17 protein-coding genes are annotated in these 17,623 nt (G+C 29.3%); 15 read left to right on the forward strand and 2 right to left on the reverse strand.

Annotation, left to right across the window (positions count from 1 at the left end):
• Nucleotides 1-205 precede the first annotated feature (205 nt).
• The 15 genes from nrdD (at nt 206) to prmC (ending at nt 16,290) form a co-directional block, all read left to right on the forward strand.
• Nucleotides 206-2,365, forward strand: coding sequence for an anaerobic ribonucleoside-triphosphate reductase (gene nrdD, locus ACLR9T_RS04445; RefSeq protein WP_413108328.1), 2,160 nt, complete (start codon nt 206-208; stop codon nt 2,363-2,365).
• Nucleotides 2,366-2,367: 2 nt separating this feature from the next.
• Nucleotides 2,368-2,886, forward strand: a complete 519-nt coding sequence (gene nrdG, locus ACLR9T_RS04450) for an anaerobic ribonucleoside-triphosphate reductase activating protein (protein WP_413108329.1) — start codon at nt 2,368-2,370, stop codon at nt 2,884-2,886.
• Between the two features lie 199 nt (nt 2,887-3,085).
• Complete coding sequence (locus tag ACLR9T_RS04455) at nt 3,086-3,700, forward strand: CDP-alcohol phosphatidyltransferase family protein (RefSeq protein ID WP_413108330.1); 615 nt, start codon at nt 3,086-3,088, stop codon at nt 3,698-3,700.
• Nucleotides 3,697-4,557: a phosphatidylserine decarboxylase gene (locus tag ACLR9T_RS04460; RefSeq protein WP_413108331.1), complete on the forward strand. Its 861-nt coding sequence runs from the start codon at nt 3,697-3,699 to the stop codon at nt 4,555-4,557. The genes ACLR9T_RS04455 and ACLR9T_RS04460 overlap by 4 nt, the downstream gene beginning before the upstream one ends.
• A gap of 13 nt (nt 4,558-4,570) precedes the next feature.
• Nucleotides 4,571-5,341: a ParA family protein gene (locus tag ACLR9T_RS04465; RefSeq protein WP_413108332.1), complete on the forward strand. Its 771-nt coding sequence runs from the start codon at nt 4,571-4,573 to the stop codon at nt 5,339-5,341.
• Nucleotides 5,331-6,245 (forward strand): ParB/RepB/Spo0J family partition protein, encoded by a 915-nt coding sequence (locus ACLR9T_RS04470; RefSeq protein ID WP_413108333.1) that lies wholly within the window; start codon nt 5,331-5,333, stop codon nt 6,243-6,245. The genes ACLR9T_RS04465 and ACLR9T_RS04470 overlap by 11 nt, the downstream gene beginning before the upstream one ends.
• A 95-nt stretch (nt 6,246-6,340) precedes the next feature.
• Nucleotides 6,341-7,033, forward strand: coding sequence for an ABC transporter ATP-binding protein (locus tag ACLR9T_RS04475; RefSeq protein WP_413108334.1), 693 nt, complete (start codon nt 6,341-6,343; stop codon nt 7,031-7,033).
• Nucleotides 7,023-8,588, forward strand: coding sequence for a putative ABC exporter domain-containing protein (locus tag ACLR9T_RS04480; RefSeq protein WP_413108335.1), 1,566 nt, complete (start codon nt 7,023-7,025; stop codon nt 8,586-8,588). The genes ACLR9T_RS04475 and ACLR9T_RS04480 overlap by 11 nt, the downstream gene beginning before the upstream one ends.
• A gap of 384 nt (nt 8,589-8,972) precedes the next feature.
• A complete protein-coding gene (locus ACLR9T_RS04485; RefSeq protein ID WP_413108336.1) occupies nt 8,973-9,539 on the forward strand; it encodes a DUF2232 domain-containing protein in 567 nt (188 codons plus the stop codon).
• 41 nt (nt 9,540-9,580) lie between these two features.
• A complete protein-coding gene (locus ACLR9T_RS04490) occupies nt 9,581-11,542 on the forward strand; it encodes a DHH family phosphoesterase (RefSeq protein WP_413108337.1) in 1,962 nt (653 codons plus the stop codon).
• Nucleotides 11,542-11,988, forward strand: coding sequence for a 50S ribosomal protein L9 (gene rplI, locus ACLR9T_RS04495; protein WP_413108338.1), 447 nt, complete (start codon nt 11,542-11,544; stop codon nt 11,986-11,988). The genes ACLR9T_RS04490 and rplI overlap by 1 nt, the downstream gene beginning before the upstream one ends.
• 9 nt (nt 11,989-11,997) lie before the next feature.
• Nucleotides 11,998-13,368, forward strand: coding sequence for a replicative DNA helicase (gene dnaB, locus ACLR9T_RS04500; RefSeq protein ID WP_413108339.1), 1,371 nt, complete (start codon nt 11,998-12,000; stop codon nt 13,366-13,368).
• A gap of 13 nt (nt 13,369-13,381) precedes the next feature.
• Nucleotides 13,382-13,978 (forward strand): thymidine kinase, encoded by a 597-nt coding sequence (locus tag ACLR9T_RS04505; RefSeq protein WP_413108340.1) that lies wholly within the window; start codon nt 13,382-13,384, stop codon nt 13,976-13,978.
• A gap of 378 nt (nt 13,979-14,356) precedes the next feature.
• The gene (gene prfA / locus ACLR9T_RS04510; RefSeq protein WP_413108341.1) at nt 14,357-15,433 is read left to right on the forward strand and encodes a peptide chain release factor 1; all 1,077 of its coding nucleotides are present in this window, start codon (nt 14,357-14,359) and stop codon (nt 15,431-15,433) included.
• A complete protein-coding gene (prmC, locus tag ACLR9T_RS04515; protein WP_413108342.1) occupies nt 15,433-16,290 on the forward strand; it encodes a peptide chain release factor N(5)-glutamine methyltransferase in 858 nt (285 codons plus the stop codon). Before prfA ends, prmC begins: the two co-directional genes overlap by 1 nt.
• Before the next feature lie 191 nt (nt 16,291-16,481).
• Here prmC and ACLR9T_RS04520 read toward each other — a convergent pair whose 3' ends face one another.
• Nucleotides 16,482-16,928 carry a hypothetical protein gene (locus ACLR9T_RS04520; protein WP_413108343.1) on the reverse strand — a complete coding sequence of 149 codons (447 nt, stop codon included), beginning with the start codon at nt 16,926-16,928 and terminating at the stop codon, nt 16,482-16,484.
• 9 nt (nt 16,929-16,937) lie between these two features.
• Nucleotides 16,938-17,444, reverse strand: coding sequence for a CarD family transcriptional regulator (locus ACLR9T_RS04525; RefSeq protein ID WP_413108344.1), 507 nt, complete (start codon nt 17,442-17,444; stop codon nt 16,938-16,940).
• Nucleotides 17,445-17,623: the final 179 nt, after the last annotated feature.

A 17,623-nucleotide genomic window follows, 5' to 3' on the forward strand; every position in this document is an offset into this window, starting at 1 on the left:
TAAATAATTTTTTTGTAAAATTGAATAAAATAAACAGATAAATTTTTTTATTTACTAATTTTCTAAAAATAAAGAAATTCATGGTAATATCAGTTATAATTGATAATTGTTTGAAGATAGAATGAGTAGTAATAGAGCATTTTATTTTCCTATTCAAAAAAATTTTGATACGATAGAAATAGATTTTTAGGAGGGAAAGTATTGTATGAAAGTAGTAAAAAGAGATGGACAAAAAGTTAAATTTGATGCTATTAAAATCGAAAATGCGATATTGAAAGCGATGAAGTGTGGTAGTGGAATTGTTGATGCAAAGTGTGCACATGACATTGCAGTAGAGATTGAAAAATGGCATAAATACGATGAAGATAATATTTCAATTTATCGTATTGAAGGACAAGTATTTGAAAAATTGATTGAAAAAGGACAAATTTTAACTGCTAAAGCATATGAAGGATATCGTAAAGTACGAGAGTTTCAACGTGAAACTAATACAATAGATAATGAAATCTATGGAATTGTAAATCAAACTAATAAAGAAGCAATGGAAGAAAATTCTAATAAAGATGCTACAGTTTTAGCAACTCAAAGAGATTTGATTGCTGGAGAGTTTTCAAAAGATTATTGTCGGAGATTACTTTTACCACCAAAGATCGTTCAAGCTCATGATGATGGAATTATCCATTTCCATGATATGGACTATTATATACAAAAAATGCATAACTGTGATTTGGTGAATTTAAAAGATATGTTTGCACAAGGGACGGTAATTAACGATAAATTAATTGAAACTCCTAAATCTTTACAAACTGCTTGTACAGTAGCAACTCAGATCGTTCAACAAGTTGCTAATGGTCAATATGGAGGACAAACTATTTCTTTAGCACATCTATCGCCTTATGTAAGATTAAGTTATGAAAAACATCAACGTAATGTACGTCATGAAGGAAAATTAATTGGTATTGAATATACTGATGAACAAGTAGAAAAAATTGCTACATCAAGAATAAAAGATGAAATAAAAGCAGGAATTCAAACAATTCAATATCAGATTAATACTTTTTCTACAACTAATGGACAAGCTCCGTTTTTATCAGTATTTATGTATTTAAAAGAAGAACCTGAATATATAAAAGAAACTGCAATGTTAATTGAAGAAACATTAAGACAACGCTATGTTGGAATGAAAAATCCAGTTGGGGCATATGTTACACCAGCTTTCCCAAAACTACTTTATGTACTAGATGATAATAATGTTCCTCAAGATAGTGAATATCGTTACTTGACAGATTTGGCAGTTAAATGTGTATCTAAGAGAATGATGCCAGATTTTATTTCAGCTAAAGTAATGAGAGAAAATTATGAAGGACAGGTTTTTCCATGCATGGGGTGTCGAAGCTTTTTATCGCCATGGAAAGATGAAAATGGTGAATACAAGTGGTATGGCCGTTTTAATCAAGGAGTTGTGACTTTAAATCTTGCTGATGCTGGATTATCAGCAAATCATAAACTTGATATTTTCTGGAAAATATTAGATGAAAGATTAGAGTTATGTAAAGAAGCTTTAATGTTGCGACATGAAAGTTTAAAAGGAACGTTATCAGATGTAAGCCCAATCCATTGGCGCTATGGGGCTTTGGCTCGATTGAAATCTGGAGAAACGATTGATAAATTATTAGAAAATGGGTACTCAACCATTTCACTTGGATATATTGGTTTATATGAATGTGTAGTATCTTTGATAGGAGAGACGCATACTTCAAAAGAAGGAAATGAATTAGCAACAAAAATCATGCAGCGTTTAAGAGAAGCTTGTGATAGCTGGAAAGAAGAAACAGGTCTTGGTTTTGGGTTATATGGAACACCAGCAGAATCTACTACATATACTTTCGCTCGTGCATTGAAAAAACGTTTTGGAATTGTTAAAGGTATTACTGATAAGGATTATTTAACGAATTCGTATCATGTTAATGTAAAAGAACATATTGATGCTTTTGATAAATTAAAGGTAGAAGCAAAGTTTCAAAAAGTATCATCGGGTGGGGCAATTAGTTATGTAGAAGTAACAAATATGTCAGAGAATCTAGATGCGCTTTCTGCTTTAATTGATTATATGTATGATACGATACAGTATGCAGAAATTAATACCAAATCAGACTATTGCCAGGAATGTGGCTTTGATGGAGAAATTTTATTAGATGAAAATCGTGAATGGTATTGTCCAAATTGCGGTAATCGTAATCATAAATCTTTAAATGTATGTCGACGTACTTGTGGATATTTAGGTGATAATTTCTGGAATCAAGGTAGAACTCAAGAAATAGCTGAACGATTTGTCCATTTAGATAATCATTTATTTGGTGAATAATAATGAGATATGCCCAAATTAGAAAAACGGATGTTGCTAATGGTGAAGGAATAAGAGTTTCTCTATATATTCAAGGTTGTCATCGACATTGTATAAATTGTTTTAATCCGGAAACGTGGGATTTTAATGGTGGTAAAGAATTTAATGAAGATGTAGAAAATAATCTGATAGAATTGATTAATCAACCTCATATTGTTGGAGTAACAATACTTGGGGGAGAACCACTTGAGATTGAAAATAGAAAAGATGTATCTAAATTATTAAAAAGAATTAAAGAGTGTTGTCAGAATAAAAATATTTGGCTTTATTCATCGTTTTTATATGAAGAAATAGAAGAATTTGATGAAAAGTTACTACCATATATTGATATCTTAGTAGATGGGCCTTTTATTGATAGATTAAAAGATCGTAAGTTGAGATTTAGAGGTTCTTCGAATCAAAGAGTAATAGATGTACAAAAAACATTAGAAAATAAAAAGATTGTATTATATAATGGTAGTAGATTTTATAAAAATGATTAATTAGATATTTAAATCTATGGTTACTGAAGTAATTTATAAATAAATTTTAATTAAAAACTACCTAAAAAATGTAGGTAGTTTTTAATTATATTGGTAATAATATATTGTTATTTAAAAGACAAAATTTAGATTAATGTACCTTATTAGCTAAATATGTGCTATACTGTTTTTGTTAAAAAATATATTAGGGAGTAGAAAAATGATCGGTTATTATAGTTATACGGTTATTCTTACATATTTATCGTTAGTATTTGCAATGGCTGGAATTCATCTGTCATTTAATGGGCTATATCAATGGGCTTTTATCTGCTTAATTATGTGCGGGATTTGTGATACTTTTGATGGGATGGTAGCTCGGAGTAAGAAAAATCGTACTGATGAAGAAAAGCGTTTTGGAATTCAAATAGATTCATTATGCGATTTAGTAGCTTTTGGGGTTTTCCCGGCTATTTTAGGTTATAATGTTGGTTTAAGCTCAATCGGATGGTTGGCAATTGAAATATTCTATGTTTTAGCTGCTGTAATCAGATTGGCGTATTTTAATGTTAAAGAAGAAACAAGACAAAAAGAAACGAGTGAAAAAAGAAAGTATTATCAGGGATTACCTGTTACAACATCGTCATTTATTTTACCTATGGCCTATGCATTACGTTATGTTGTTTTTGAATTGTCATATATATATGGAGCATTAATGTTGGTTACAGGGATATTATTTATTGTGGATTTTAAAGTTCCTAAGGTTCAATCAAAAGGATTGGTTGCATTAGGGATACTTGTTATTGTGGAATTAATTCAGATCGTGGTGATGAAATGATAGTTGTTGATCGTTTGGGAAATGTCAAAACAAATGGTGAAAACCAAAATAATTTATTAAAAAAACTTTACGGCACATTTCTTGGCAGATGTGCTTTAAAAATTCTTGTTTGCAGGTTTGTAAGTAATATTGGGGGCTGGTATATGAATTCCAGTTTATCAAAGCATAGAATTGATTCTTTTATAAAAGAGAATCAAATAGATATGTCCCAATATGAACAAAGAGAATATACAAGTTACAATGATTTTTTTACACGAAAAATAAAAACAGGGAAAAGGCCCTTTTTAATTGATGATAATGTACTAATTAGTCCAGCTGATTCAAAATTAACATGCTATAAAATTAATGAGGATAGTCATTTTACTATTAAAAATACGCTTTATTCTATAAATGATTTATTAATGGATGAAAAATTGGCGAATGATTATATAAATGGTTATTGTATGATTTTTAGATTAACTGTTGATGATTATCATCGCTATAGTTTTATTGATGATGGTAAAATAATAAAATCAAAATATATACCAGGAAGGTTTCATACTGTGAATCCTATAGCAAATGATTTTTATCCAATTTATAAGCAGAATAGTCGGAATTATACGGTTATTGAATCAAAGAATTTTGGAATGATGATTCAAATGGAAGTTGGAGCTATGATGGTTGGTCGAATCGTTAATCATGATAAAAAGTACTGTCTTAAAGGTGAAGAAAAAGGGTATTTTGAATTTGGGGGTTCTACAGTAATTATTTTATTAAAAGAAAATCAAGCAGTTATTGATGAAGACATTTTGGAGAATACAAATAAAAACAAAGAAACAGTAGTTAGATTAGGAGAAACTATTGGTAAGAAGTACTAAAGGAGGCTAAATAATGACGAAAATAATTGCGATTACAAATCAAAAAGGAGGAGTTGGAAAAACTACCACCAGTATTAATCTAGCTGCAGCATTAGCAAAAGCTAAAAATCGGGTACTTCTAGTTGATATGGATCCTCAAGCTAATGCTACTCAAGGAATAGGAATAGATCGTGATAATATTGAATTATCTACTTATAATATTATTGTTGAAGAATGTGATATGAAAGATGTGATCATACCTTCTTATATAGCTAAATTAGATGTTGCACCAGGTAGTATAGATTTAGCAGGAGCTGATCTAGAACTAGCCAATGTTAAAAGAGGTCGGGAACAGCGTTTAAAGAAAGCACTTGAAGCAGTGAAAAAGAATTATAATTATATTATAATTGATTGCCCACCAGCATTGGGATTATTAAATACTAATGCTCTTACAGCATGTGATTCAGTATTGATTCCGGTACAGTGTGAGTATTATGCTTTGGAAGGATTAACGCAATTATTAAATACCGTATTATTAACCCAAAGTGTATTTAACCCAAGATTAACAATTGAGGGTGTTTTGTTAACGATGTTGGATCAAAGAACAAATTTAGGTGTAGAGGTATCTCAAGAAGTTAGAAAATATTTTAAGGAAAAGGTATATAAGACAGCTATTCCTAGAAATATTAAATTATCAGAGGCTCCATCAGAGGGTTTAGCAATATTTGATTATGATAATAATTCTGAGGGTGCTAGAGCATACCGAGATTTTGCAAAGGAAGTGTGTAAACGTAATGCCAAGTAATACAACAAAAAAAGCAACTGCAAAAAAAAGTGGAACAATAAAAAATAAAAAATTAGGAAAAGGTTTGGATGCAATCTTTGGAGGAGATATATCAACTTTAATAGATGATATTGAAAAAAACACACCCGAATCTAAACAAGTAACTGTTGATTTAGATGAGATTCGTCCTAATCCGTATCAACCTCGTCAATTATTTGATGAAGAAAAATTACAAGAATTAGCAGTTTCGATTAAGGAACATGGAATTTTTCAACCAGTTATTTTAAAGCAATCAATTCAAGGTTATGAAATAGTAGCAGGAGAAAGAAGATGCCGTGCAGCAAAAATTGCTGGATTGACTAAGGTACCTGCAATCATTGTTGAATTTACTGATGCACAAATGATGGAAATTGCTTTACTAGAAAATATTCAAAGAGAAAATCTTAATTCGATTGAAGAAGCAAAAGCTTATCAGGCAATGATGGAAAAATTAGAGCTTACTCAAGATCAATTAGCTAAAAGAATCGGTAAATCAAGAAGCTACATTGCTAATACATTAAGATTGCTTCAGTTACCAGATGTTATTCAAAGTTATGTTTTAGAAGGTAAAATAACGATGGGACATGCCCGTAGTTTAATTACGTTACCAAGAGAAAAAGCAGAACTTTTAGCAAAACGTTGTATTGATGAAGGATTATCTGTTCGTGATGTTGAAAATGTAGTTAAAGGAATTGAATTGGGTAATAGTCGTAAAGATCGTTCTAAAGTTGAAAAACCTAAAGAGTATGTTTATGTTGAAGGATTGTTACGGAAAAAGTTTAGAACTAAGATAAAAGTAGATGAAAAAGCAGTAACTATAAAATATACTGATACTAAGGATTTAAATCGAATTTTAGAATTAATGGGAGTAATAGAAGAAAGTTAAATAGGAAACTGTTTAACTTTTTTATTATAAATAATTACTACATTGATTGTTTGATGAATGATTTTAATTTATAGTTAATAAAAAGGAGGTTTTTTATGATTGAGATTATAAATCTAACTAAACAATATGATGGTTTTAAGGCTGTTGATTCAATTGATCTGGAAGCAAAACCTGGTAAAATAACAATACTCTTGGGTCCTAATGGAGCAGGAAAATCAACTACGATTAAAAGTATTGCTAATTTATTAAAATTTGAGGGTAAAATAAAGATTTGTGGGTATGATAATGATACTATTGAAGCAAAGAAATGTTTTGGGTATGTACCAGAAACACCAATTTTATATGATTTATTAACAATTGATGAACATATTGATTTTATTGGTAATGCTTATCGAATTGATAATTATGAAGAAATTGCATCAAAGTATATTGAGTTATTTAAACTTACGGATAAAAGAAAAAATATGGCAAAAGAACTATCAAAAGGAATGACGCAAAAACTTAGCATGCTTTTGGCTTTGTTAATTCAACCTAAAGCGTTATTGGTAGATGAACCAATGGTTGGCTTAGATCCTGCTAGTATTGAAGATACATTAAAAATATTTAAACAATTAAAAAAGGATGGGTGTGCAATTTTGATAAGTACCCATATTATTGATATTGTTAATGATATTTATGATGAAGCTTACATAATGAATAAAGGAAAAATTGTTAAACATATTTTAAAAGAAGATTTAGAAGAGGAATCTTTAAAAGAGTACTTTTTTGAATTAACAAATGGTAAATAATATGAAACCATTATTTAAATTATGGCTATTAAAAATAAAAGGAACGATTAGAAATTTATTCAAACGTAAGCTAAGTGGTATTTTTACAATTATAATGATCTTATGTTATGCTTTAATGTTTATAAGTCTTTTTACAACTAATTCTGGTCAAATAATGACAAATAATATTGATGTTCATATGAGTATTTTGCTTTTAATTGGGTTTTTAGCATTAATGTTGTTCTCAACATTAATGCAGTCTAAAAAAGCTCTATTTTATGGAGAGGATGCATTTTATCTATTTACTGGACCATTTACAAGAAGACAGATTATGAGCTATTTAACTTTTCAGACGATTATCCAATCATTGATATTAGGATTATTTGCGCAGTTTATATTAGCAGTTTTTATAGGTAGTGTTAGTTTTAGTCCAATGTTTATTATTTTAACTTATTTTGCATCAACAATAACAATACTAATTTTTTTAGTTCTAACAGATTATCTTTATGTTTTATCTATTGGTGATGATAAATATCGTATATATTCAAAGCTAATTCCCTCAATAATCATTGGATTTGTTGTTATAATAATTATTATTTTATATATCCAAACTGGTAATTATCAAACATTATTTAGTGATTTTATCCAATCGGATATATTTTATGCAGTTCCTATCTTTGGTTGGTTAAAGTTAGCATTGATTGCTTATGTAGAGCAGAACTATTTATTAGTCTTATTAGGTTTTTGTTTATTAGTAGGGACATTAGTATTGGTATATTTATTCTTTATTAATTATAAAGGAGATTTTTATGAACAGGCATTGCAGGATTCATTGGATCTATCAAAACGCGTTAAAGAAGCAAGAGCAGGCAATCAAGATGCATTAAGAAATGTAAAAGTTAAAAAAAATGTGTCTAGTAAATTTAAAAAGGGTGCATATGCAATAATGTCTAAAAATATTTTATTAATGAAAAAGACAAATAATTTTATTAGTATAAGTGATCTAGTTTCTATAGGCATTTATATGGTAATAACAGTAATTGTCAATGTTGGATTTGGGATGTTTATATATATGATGGTTATTTGGGTGTTTTCTTTATTACAAAACTCCGATTTATCAAAAGAGTTAAAAAATTATCAGATCTATTTAATTCCCGATAAACCTTTTAATAAGTTATTAGCTGCTATTATCCCAACTTTTATTAAAATATTTGTAATAACAGCAGTATCCTTTATATTGATGGGAATATATTATCAAGAGGGTGTTATAATGATATTTAGTTATTTAATAAATATTTTAGGATATACAAGTATTTTTATTAGCGGTAGTGTATTATCACTTCGAATTCTAAAAAGCCGTTCTTCGGCTTTGTTTGAAAATTTTATGAGAATGTTAGTGATGGTTATAAGTGCTATCCCAAGTGCGATAGTTATGATAATGATATATCGTATTGGAGGAAGTAATGCAGTATTGATTGGTAGCTATATAACCTTAGCTATGAACTTTATTATTAGCTTATTAATTCTTTTTGGATGTAGAAATATGTTGAATGGTAGAGAATTAAAAAGTGATTAATAACATTAAATAATTATCATTAATATTATAAAAGGCGCAACTGGGAGAGGGTTAGTTGCGCCTGTTAATTATTATAACCGTTTTTTTAGATTTTACTCCATATACTCACAGTCCTATATAGTCTAAAAAATCCTTAATATATATATTTCTTCATAAAAAAATTTATTTGATTATAAAGTTATAATAATTCATAGGTAAAAAGTTGGATATAAAAATTAATATGTTTTTATTGATATTTAATGATAGTTGTTTTAGTTTGTAAAAGTTGTGATAATTGAATATAATTTATTAATATGTTATTATTTGATAAATTAACTCATAAATAGTTGTTAGAATGAAATTATTAAAGAGTTGGCAGCATCTTTTAATATGATGGAGGAAATTATGAGTGGAAGTAAGGTTAAGATAATGGCACAAGGGGCAATGATAGCCTCCCTATTTGGTGTTTTAGGAGTTATTAATATATATACTGGAAGTATTTTTGATATTATTTTTGCTTATATTATGGTTTTAGGCTTAGTTTATTATACTTATTTATATGATTATAAAGCGGGATTAAGTGTGTTAGCAGTTACTTTTGTTGTTTTGTTTTTGGTAGGAGAAATATTTTTTACACTTTATGCTAGTTCTTCATTATTAATGGGAGTATTTTATGGATATTGTTTAAGAAATCGAAAAAGTAAAAGGTTTGCTAAATATGGCTTGATGGTTATTTCGGCAATAAAAAATTTTTTGATTTTCTTTTTATTAGGAGGAATTTTAGGAATTAATGTTTATCAAGAAGGATTAGAAATATACAGTGATATTATGGGGGTTATTCCGGGATTAAAGAATGTATTTACACCTGAAATTACATTTTGCTTATTATGGTTGTTTATGTTTATTTGTGAATCATATGTTGTAAGAGTATATTCAGATATATTGATAGGTAAAATGATGAAAAGAAAATAAAATTAATGTATAATAATATTATTAATGGGATGGTGAGTAATATGACAGTAAAGATGACAAGGCTTAGAAATGGGATTGTGATTGTATTACTAATTGAATTTGTTTTAGGATTACTAGGATATATCTTTATTTCAAGTAAGACTTCTTTAGTGTTGGCTACATATATTTTTATTAAAAATATTATTACGTTGGCTCTGATTTTCTATTCTTCTAGTTTAATAAATGAAAATAATATAAGTGTTAGTGAAGTATTAAATGATGAAGCTAAAAATGCTTTTATATTTGGAGGCTTAGGGTTAATTAAGTATGATGAAAATCGTAATATTTCATGGATAAGTGATTTATTTACAGAAATGAAAATAAATATTGTTGGAAAGAAACTGTTAGAGTGGCAACCGCTGCTTGCTTCATTATTTGAAGATGATGATATAAAAGTTGTGGATATTAACTCCCGTAAGTTCGAGGTTTATAATAGTAAAGAAAGTCGAATGTTATATCTTAAAGATGTCAGTGACTATATTGGCATTTCTAAAGAATTTGAAGATCAACAAATTTGTGTAGCCTATATAACAGTTGATAACTATGATGAATCAATTGAACAAGCTGATGAACAAACTGCAGCTTCAATTCAATCGACTTCGAGACAAGTAATTCTTGATTGGGCTAAAGATAATGGAGTTGTGCTGAAACGTTATAAAAGTGATGGATATATAGCAGTTTTTAATGAGCGTACCTATCGTAAACAAGTAGAAGATAAGTTTAAAATATTAGATATATTTAAAGAACAGGCAGAACAGCTGGGACAAGTAATGACTTTGTCAATTGGTATTGGTCGAGGTAGTAATATATTACGTGAGCTTGATGAGTTAGCTTTTTCAGCTTTATCACTTGCATATTCGCGGGGAGGCGACCAGGCTACAGTAAAATCTAATGATGAACCGATTAGATATTTTGGCGGTAATAGTGAAAGTTATGAAAAGTCTAATATGATTAGAGCTAGAGTTATTGCTCAATCATTAGCAGGAATAATTAAACAATCTGATAATGTATTAATTATGGGTCATAAACAATCTGATTTTGATTCCTTTGGAGCATCAATTGCTATGTATGCAATGTGTAAGGCTTATGGAAAGAAAACATATATTATAATTGATTATGATTCATTGGAAGAAAAAACAAAAACAGTTGCAAAAAATTTGCGTGATGATGAAAGATATCGTGGAGTGTTTATATCACCATTAAGAGCACAGGAATTAAATATGAATAATACATTACTGGTCATTGTAGATAATCATAAACCAGCATTGGCAATAGATAGTAATATTTTAGATATAGTTAGAAATAAAGTAGTAATTGACCATCATCGACGTGGCGAAGAGTTTGTTGAGTTGCCCTTGTTAACTTATTTAGAGCCTGCTGCCTCGTCTACTGTAGAACTAATTGTAGAGTTATTTGAGTATCAAAAAGAAGAAATATGCGTAACTGAGCGTGAAGCAACGATTATGTATACAGGAATGTTAATAGATACAAATTATTTTAGAACAAGAGTTGGAACAAGGACATTTCATGCAGCTGCTAAATTAAAAGAATTGCAAGCTAATGTTGGTGAAGCTTATAAATATTTAGAAGATGATTATGATACTACTTTAACCAAATTATCAATTACCCAAACAGCATATAGATATGGAAAAGATATTTTGATTGCCTTTGGTAAGCCTGATAAAATATATAGTAGGACATTATTAGCTAAAGCAGGTAATGAGTTATTAGGAATTAGTGGTGTAAAGGCTGTTTTTATAGTTGGGAAAACGGGTAAAGAAGAGGTGTCAATAAGTGCTAGAAGTACTCGTGATGTTAATGTTCAATTAATTATGGAAAAACTAGGGGGCGGAGGTCATTTTTCAATGGCTGCCTGCCAGTTGGAAATGGAAGATGTTACTAGAGGTATAAATTTATTAGAAGAAGCTATAAATATGTATTTAGATGAAAGGAAGAGTGAATAATGAAAGTTATTTTATTACAAGATGTAAAGAAGTTAGGAAAAAAAGGTGATTCTGTAAAAGTTTCGGATGGTTATGGTCAAAATTATTTAATTAAGAATAAGTTAGCTGTTTTGGAAACTAATACAAGTCGTAAAATTGTTGAAGTTGAAAAAGAGGCTAAACATCAACAAGATTTAGAAAATCAAGCAAAAGCAAGAGAATTGGCTAAACAAATTGAGGAGATTACTTTAGAATTTACTTTAAAATCTGGAAAAGATGGAAAAACTTTTGGTAGTGTATCAACAAAACAAATCGTAGAACAATTAAGAAATAAATATGATATAAGAATTGATAAAAGAAAGTTTATAGATGCTCATCCAATTGGTGCACTTGGTTATACAAAATTAAAAGTTGACTTATATAAAGGTATAGTTGCAACTATAAACGTACATTTAAAAGAACAATAGGAGAGTAATATGGCAAATCGAGAATATCCTCATGATATAGAAGCTGAACGCTCGTTACTTGGAGCTATGTTGATCTCAAAAGATAAATGTATTGATATTTTAAATAAAACAGTTGAAGATGATTTCTATGATGATACTCATCAAGCAATTTTTAGAGCCATGAGTTCTATTAATGAAGAAAGTAGACCTATAGATGTTACCACGGTAACATCTTATCTTATGGATCATAATCAATTGGACAAGGTAGGTGGAGTTGATTATTTATTACGTTTAAGTGAATCAGTTCCTACAGTAGCACATAGTGATTATTATTTACAAATATTACATAATAAAGCAATTCTTAGAAGGATTATACGAGAAACAACAAGAATTGCTGAAAGTGCTTATGATGATGTTGAAAATATAGATTCCTTTATTGATGAAACAGAAAAATCGATTCTAAAGGTTACACAGGATCGTAGTGCCGGTGAATTTAGAGAGATTAGAAATGTTATTAAAAGTGTGACAGATCGTTTGAATTTATTGCAAAAAATTGATGGTAATATTTCTGGGGTTAGATCAGGATTTAGAGATCTTGATAAAATCACATCTGGTTTTCAAAAAGGGGATTTAATTATTTTAGCAGCTCGTCCAGCAATGGGAAAAACAGCATTTGCTTTAAATATAGCACACAATGCAGCATATAAAGCTGATGATCCAGTAGCAATATTTTCATTGGAAATGCCTGCAGAACAATTAGTACAGCGTATTATTTGTTCAATGGGAAGTATCGAAGGTTCATCAATGAGAACTGGGGAAATATTAAAAACTAATGCTAATAAATATTATGCTGCTGCAGAAAGAGTTTCAAAATGTAATCTTTATATAGATGATAGTCCTGGTATAAAGATAAATGATATTGTTGCTAAAAGTAGAAAATTAAAGACAGAGCATGGTTTAAGGATGATTGTTATTGATTATCTACAGTTGATTACATCTTCATCTAAAAATCGTGAAAGTAGACAGCAGGAAGTGTCAGAGATTTCAAGAACTTTAAAAGCATTAGCTAGAGAATTAGAGGTGCCAATTATTTCACTGTCACAGTTATCACGTTCAGTTGAACAACGTCCTAATAAAAGACCGATGATGTCCGATTTAAGAGAATCTGGGGCTATTGAACAGGATGCTGATATTGTTTCTTTTATTTATCGTGAAGACTATTATAAAGATCCTGCTGAAGGTGAAGATAGTGGACTTACAGAAATTATTATTGCAAAACACCGGAACGGGGCAACTGGTGAAGTTAATTTAGCATTTGAAAAAAATTATAGTCGCTTTTCTGATTTGGCTCAAATGGGACCAGATGGATCAGGTGAAGGAGTTCGAGATCTTAGAAGTTAAAAGGAGGATATAGATGTACCATCAATATCGTGAAGGCTGGTTAGAGGTAATTAGTGGATGTATGTTTGCGGGTAAAACTGAAGAATTAATTCGTAGAATCAATGTTTTAAGTTATGCTAATAAAAATATTATTGTCTTTAAACCTAAAGTAGATAATCGTTACTCAGATACAGAAATAGTATCTCATTCGGGAGCTAAAGTTCCTTGTTTAGTAGTTGATAGAGCTCAAGATATTTTAAAAAAAGTGGATGTGGATACAGAAGTTGTAGCAATTGATGAGGTACAGTTTTTTGATAAAGATATTGTTGATGTTTGTGAATATTTAGCAGATAAAGGAATTAGAGTAATGGTTGCAGGATTAGATAAAGATTTTAGAGGAGAAGCATTTGGAGTCATGCCAGAGCTTCTTACAAGAGCTGAGTTTGTTACAAAACTAACAGCTGTTTGTGCTAAGTGTGGGGCTCCAGCAACTCGGACTCAACGTTTAGTTGATGGAAAACCCGCTTCATTTGATGATCCAATCGTATTAGTTGGAGCAGTTGAACATTATGAGCCTAGATGTCGACATTGTCATGAGGTGAAAGATAAACCTAATAAGTTTGATTTTTAAATAATATGATAAAAGCGTAGTTTATAAATCATTTAATCACTGATTTATTGACTAACGCTTTTTCGTTCTATTAATAGTGGTATTAAGTTTTATAAGATTTTAGTTGTTATACAAAATTATAATCATTTTTTATGATAAAATAAAGACAAGTTACCTAATGTAACTTGTCTTCGTTTTTTATGATTAAAGGGAGGGGTAGTTTTCTTACTACACCTATATAATAAAACGATTAGGTGAACTCAATGTGAACTATAATATAATATATATTTTTTTTGAAATTATTTTATTTATAAAAAAACCAAGATTAAATCAAATAAAATATATTTTGCTTATTTTCGATGTTTAGTATATAATATGATAGGTTTGGAGGTATAAATCATGAATGAAAGCATGTTAGATCGTTTAAAAACAATGGAAAACAGATATGAAGAATTAGGACATATGCTGATGGATCCTGATATTGGAAGTGATATAAAAAAAATGACGGAGGTTACAAAAGAACAAGCGTCATTACAAACAGCATATGATTTATATCAGGAGTATAAAGAAATTGAAGCTGGAATTGAAGATGCTAAAGAGTTAGCCAAAGAATCTGATCCAGAGATCAAAGAATTAGCTAAACTAGAATTAGCAGAGCTAGAAGAAAAATTCCCAGAAATTATTAAAAAGTTAGAAATTGAATTAATTCCAAAAGATCCAAATGATAATAAAGATGTAATTATGGAGATTCGTGGTGCTGCCGGTGGTGATGAAGGTAATATTTTTGCTGGAGACTTATATCGCATGTATGTTAAATACGCTGAATCACAAGGTTGGAAAATTGAAGTAATGGAAGCAATAGATGCTGAAGCAGGTGGTTATTCTTTAATTTCTTTTATGGTTAAAGGTGAAGGTGTATATGGTAAATTAAAATTTGAATCTGGTTCTCATCGTGTCCAGAGAGTACCAAAAACAGAGACACAGGGGCGTGTTCATACTTCTACCGCTACAGTTTTGGTTATGCCAGAGGTTGAAGAAGTAGATGTTGAAATTAATAAAAATGATTTGAGAATTGATACTTATCGTGCTAGTGGAGCAGGTGGACAGCATATTAATAAAACAGATTCTGCTGTAAGAATTACCCATCTTCCAACTGGAATTGTAGCTGCTAGTCAAGATGGACGTTCACAACATGATAATAAAGATAAGGCAATGAAAGCATTAATTGCCAGAATTTATGACCATTACCAACAGCAGCAAGATGAGCAAGTTGGAAGTGAAAGAAGAAGTAAAGTTGGTTCAGGTGATCGAGCAGAAAAGATTAGAACTTATAATTATCCACAAAATCGTGTAACAGATCATCGAATTGGTCTAACGATCCAACAATTAGATCGAATCATCGAAGGTAAGCTAGATGATATTATCACAGCTCTAATAAATGAGGATCAACGTCTAAAAATGGAAGGACAACATTAATGCCAACAGTAAAAGAGCTAATTAAATTAGCTGAAAGCAAGTTAGATGATTACAATCAGGATGTCAATGTTGCAAAGGTGTTATTTTATCATCTGGCTAATAAACAACCTCATGAACTATATTTAATGTATGATGAAGAAGTAAATGAAGAATTAGAAGCTAAATTTTTAGCTGGAATGGAAGAGTATTATCAAGGTAAACCAATTCAATATATTAAAGGAGTTGAAACATTTTTTGGTAGAGATTTTAAAGTTAATGAAAATGTTTTAATTCCTCGTTATGAAACAGAAGAGTTAGTTGAAAATATTTTATATCGTATTGATGATTACTTTGCAGACTATGAAAACATTACTCTTTGTGATGTAGGAACAGGTAGTGGAGCAATTGCAACAAGTTTGGCATTAGAAGAGCCACGTTTAAAAGTTTATGCAACAGATATTTCTGATAAGGCAATCGAAGTTGCTAAAGATAATGCAAAGAGTCTTGAAGCTGAAGTGGAGTTTTTGGTTGGGGATATGTTACAACCATTATTGGAAAAGGAAATTAAAGTTGATATTTTTGTTTCTAATCCCCCATATATTCCTCAAGAACAAAAAATTGAGGCAATGGTAAAAGATAATGAACCCCATGTTGCGCTGTTTGGTGGGAATGATGGCCTGTATTTTTACCGTAAGATTTTTCAAGGAGTAAATGAGTTGATAAAAAAGCGAGCTTTATTAGCCTTTGAAATGGGATTTGATCAGCGGGAATTAATGGAAGAAGCTTTGCAAGAGTACTTCCCTAATGATTGTCATGAAATCATTAAAGATATTAACGGAAAAGATCGTATGTTATTTATTTATCGTAATCTTAAATAAGCACCGAGAGGTGCTTTTATTGTATAATAATTTTGACTAGATTAGACAATTAATTTTGTATCAACAAGTATTAGAGAAATGTTTTTAATAGTAACAATTATTATAATGAAATTTTATTATAGTATATAACATGAGTTAACTTAAACAAAAAAGTAAAGTGAAAAAGAGCTTATGATAATAGTGTCGATGCTTCAGAATTCCATAATTTTATTTTTAATATATGTTTCAACATCATCAAATGAAATCTTTAAAAGTAGAGTTACTTCATCATGAAAAATATTTTGAGCAGTTTTAAAATATTCTTGTTCATAATCTTGAGCTTGATTTCGTTTAATTCGAATATAAATAGTTTTAATTAATTTTATCCATTCGATTTCATCATATTTGTTCATTGATTTTTGATAAAGTTCTTGACGATTACGTTCACTTGTTATTTTGAGTGTGCGGATATATGGAATACGCTCAATTACTTCCATTAATTCATCTACGGTTAAAACTTTACGTACGATCTCATTAATATTGGCAGTAATTACTTTTTGGTTGTGAATATTTATTAATGAGCAGGTATGAGCATTAATTTTTATTAACTGATAAATAATATTATTTTTATGAATAATAAAATCATTGATATTATACATAGAAACACCTCATTTTTCACTAAATTCAATAGTATTCAAAATAAATGGTAAAACTTGTTCAGGTTTTAAATTAAGGGTTATGGAAAATTCATCATAAAGTATTTTTTCTGCTGTATCTAAAAGATACTGGTCTTGTAGATGAAATTTTTTTCCTTTTTTTTCTTGTTCAAGTTTATTTAAATATAAAGTCTTAATTAACTTAACTAATTGTTCATGGTTACCATGACTGATAATATCATTATACTTTTGTTTGCGTATATTTTTATCATTGATCCAAATTGTTTCATTATTGGGCATTGCTTTAATTAGTTTATATATGCCATCTTTGGATAATATTTTACGCATTTTTGATAGACAATACATATTATCAATTTGTGCATAAATAGTAATATTATTATCTAATGGAGATAGCTGGTAATATTGTTTATTAATATTATTTGTTTTACGAGTTAGGATATCTTTGACTTTAAAAATTCCTTCATGCCCATATAAAATTATATCACCAATTTCATACATATAAATTCCTCCTTTTAAATTAAAAACATGTAGTTACAACTGGACTTACGTTCCTTTAAACTACACGTTGAGATATCATATATTATATCATTTAAAATTAATAATTTCATGTGTCTATTTTCGAAAATAGTTAAATTAACCGTTTTATTGTTAAATGAGACTAACTTTTTATTGAAAAA

It is taken from the genome of Thomasclavelia sp. (assembly GCF_047249845.1).
Lineage (GTDB): Bacteria > Bacillota_I > Bacilli_A > Erysipelotrichales > Coprobacillaceae > Thomasclavelia.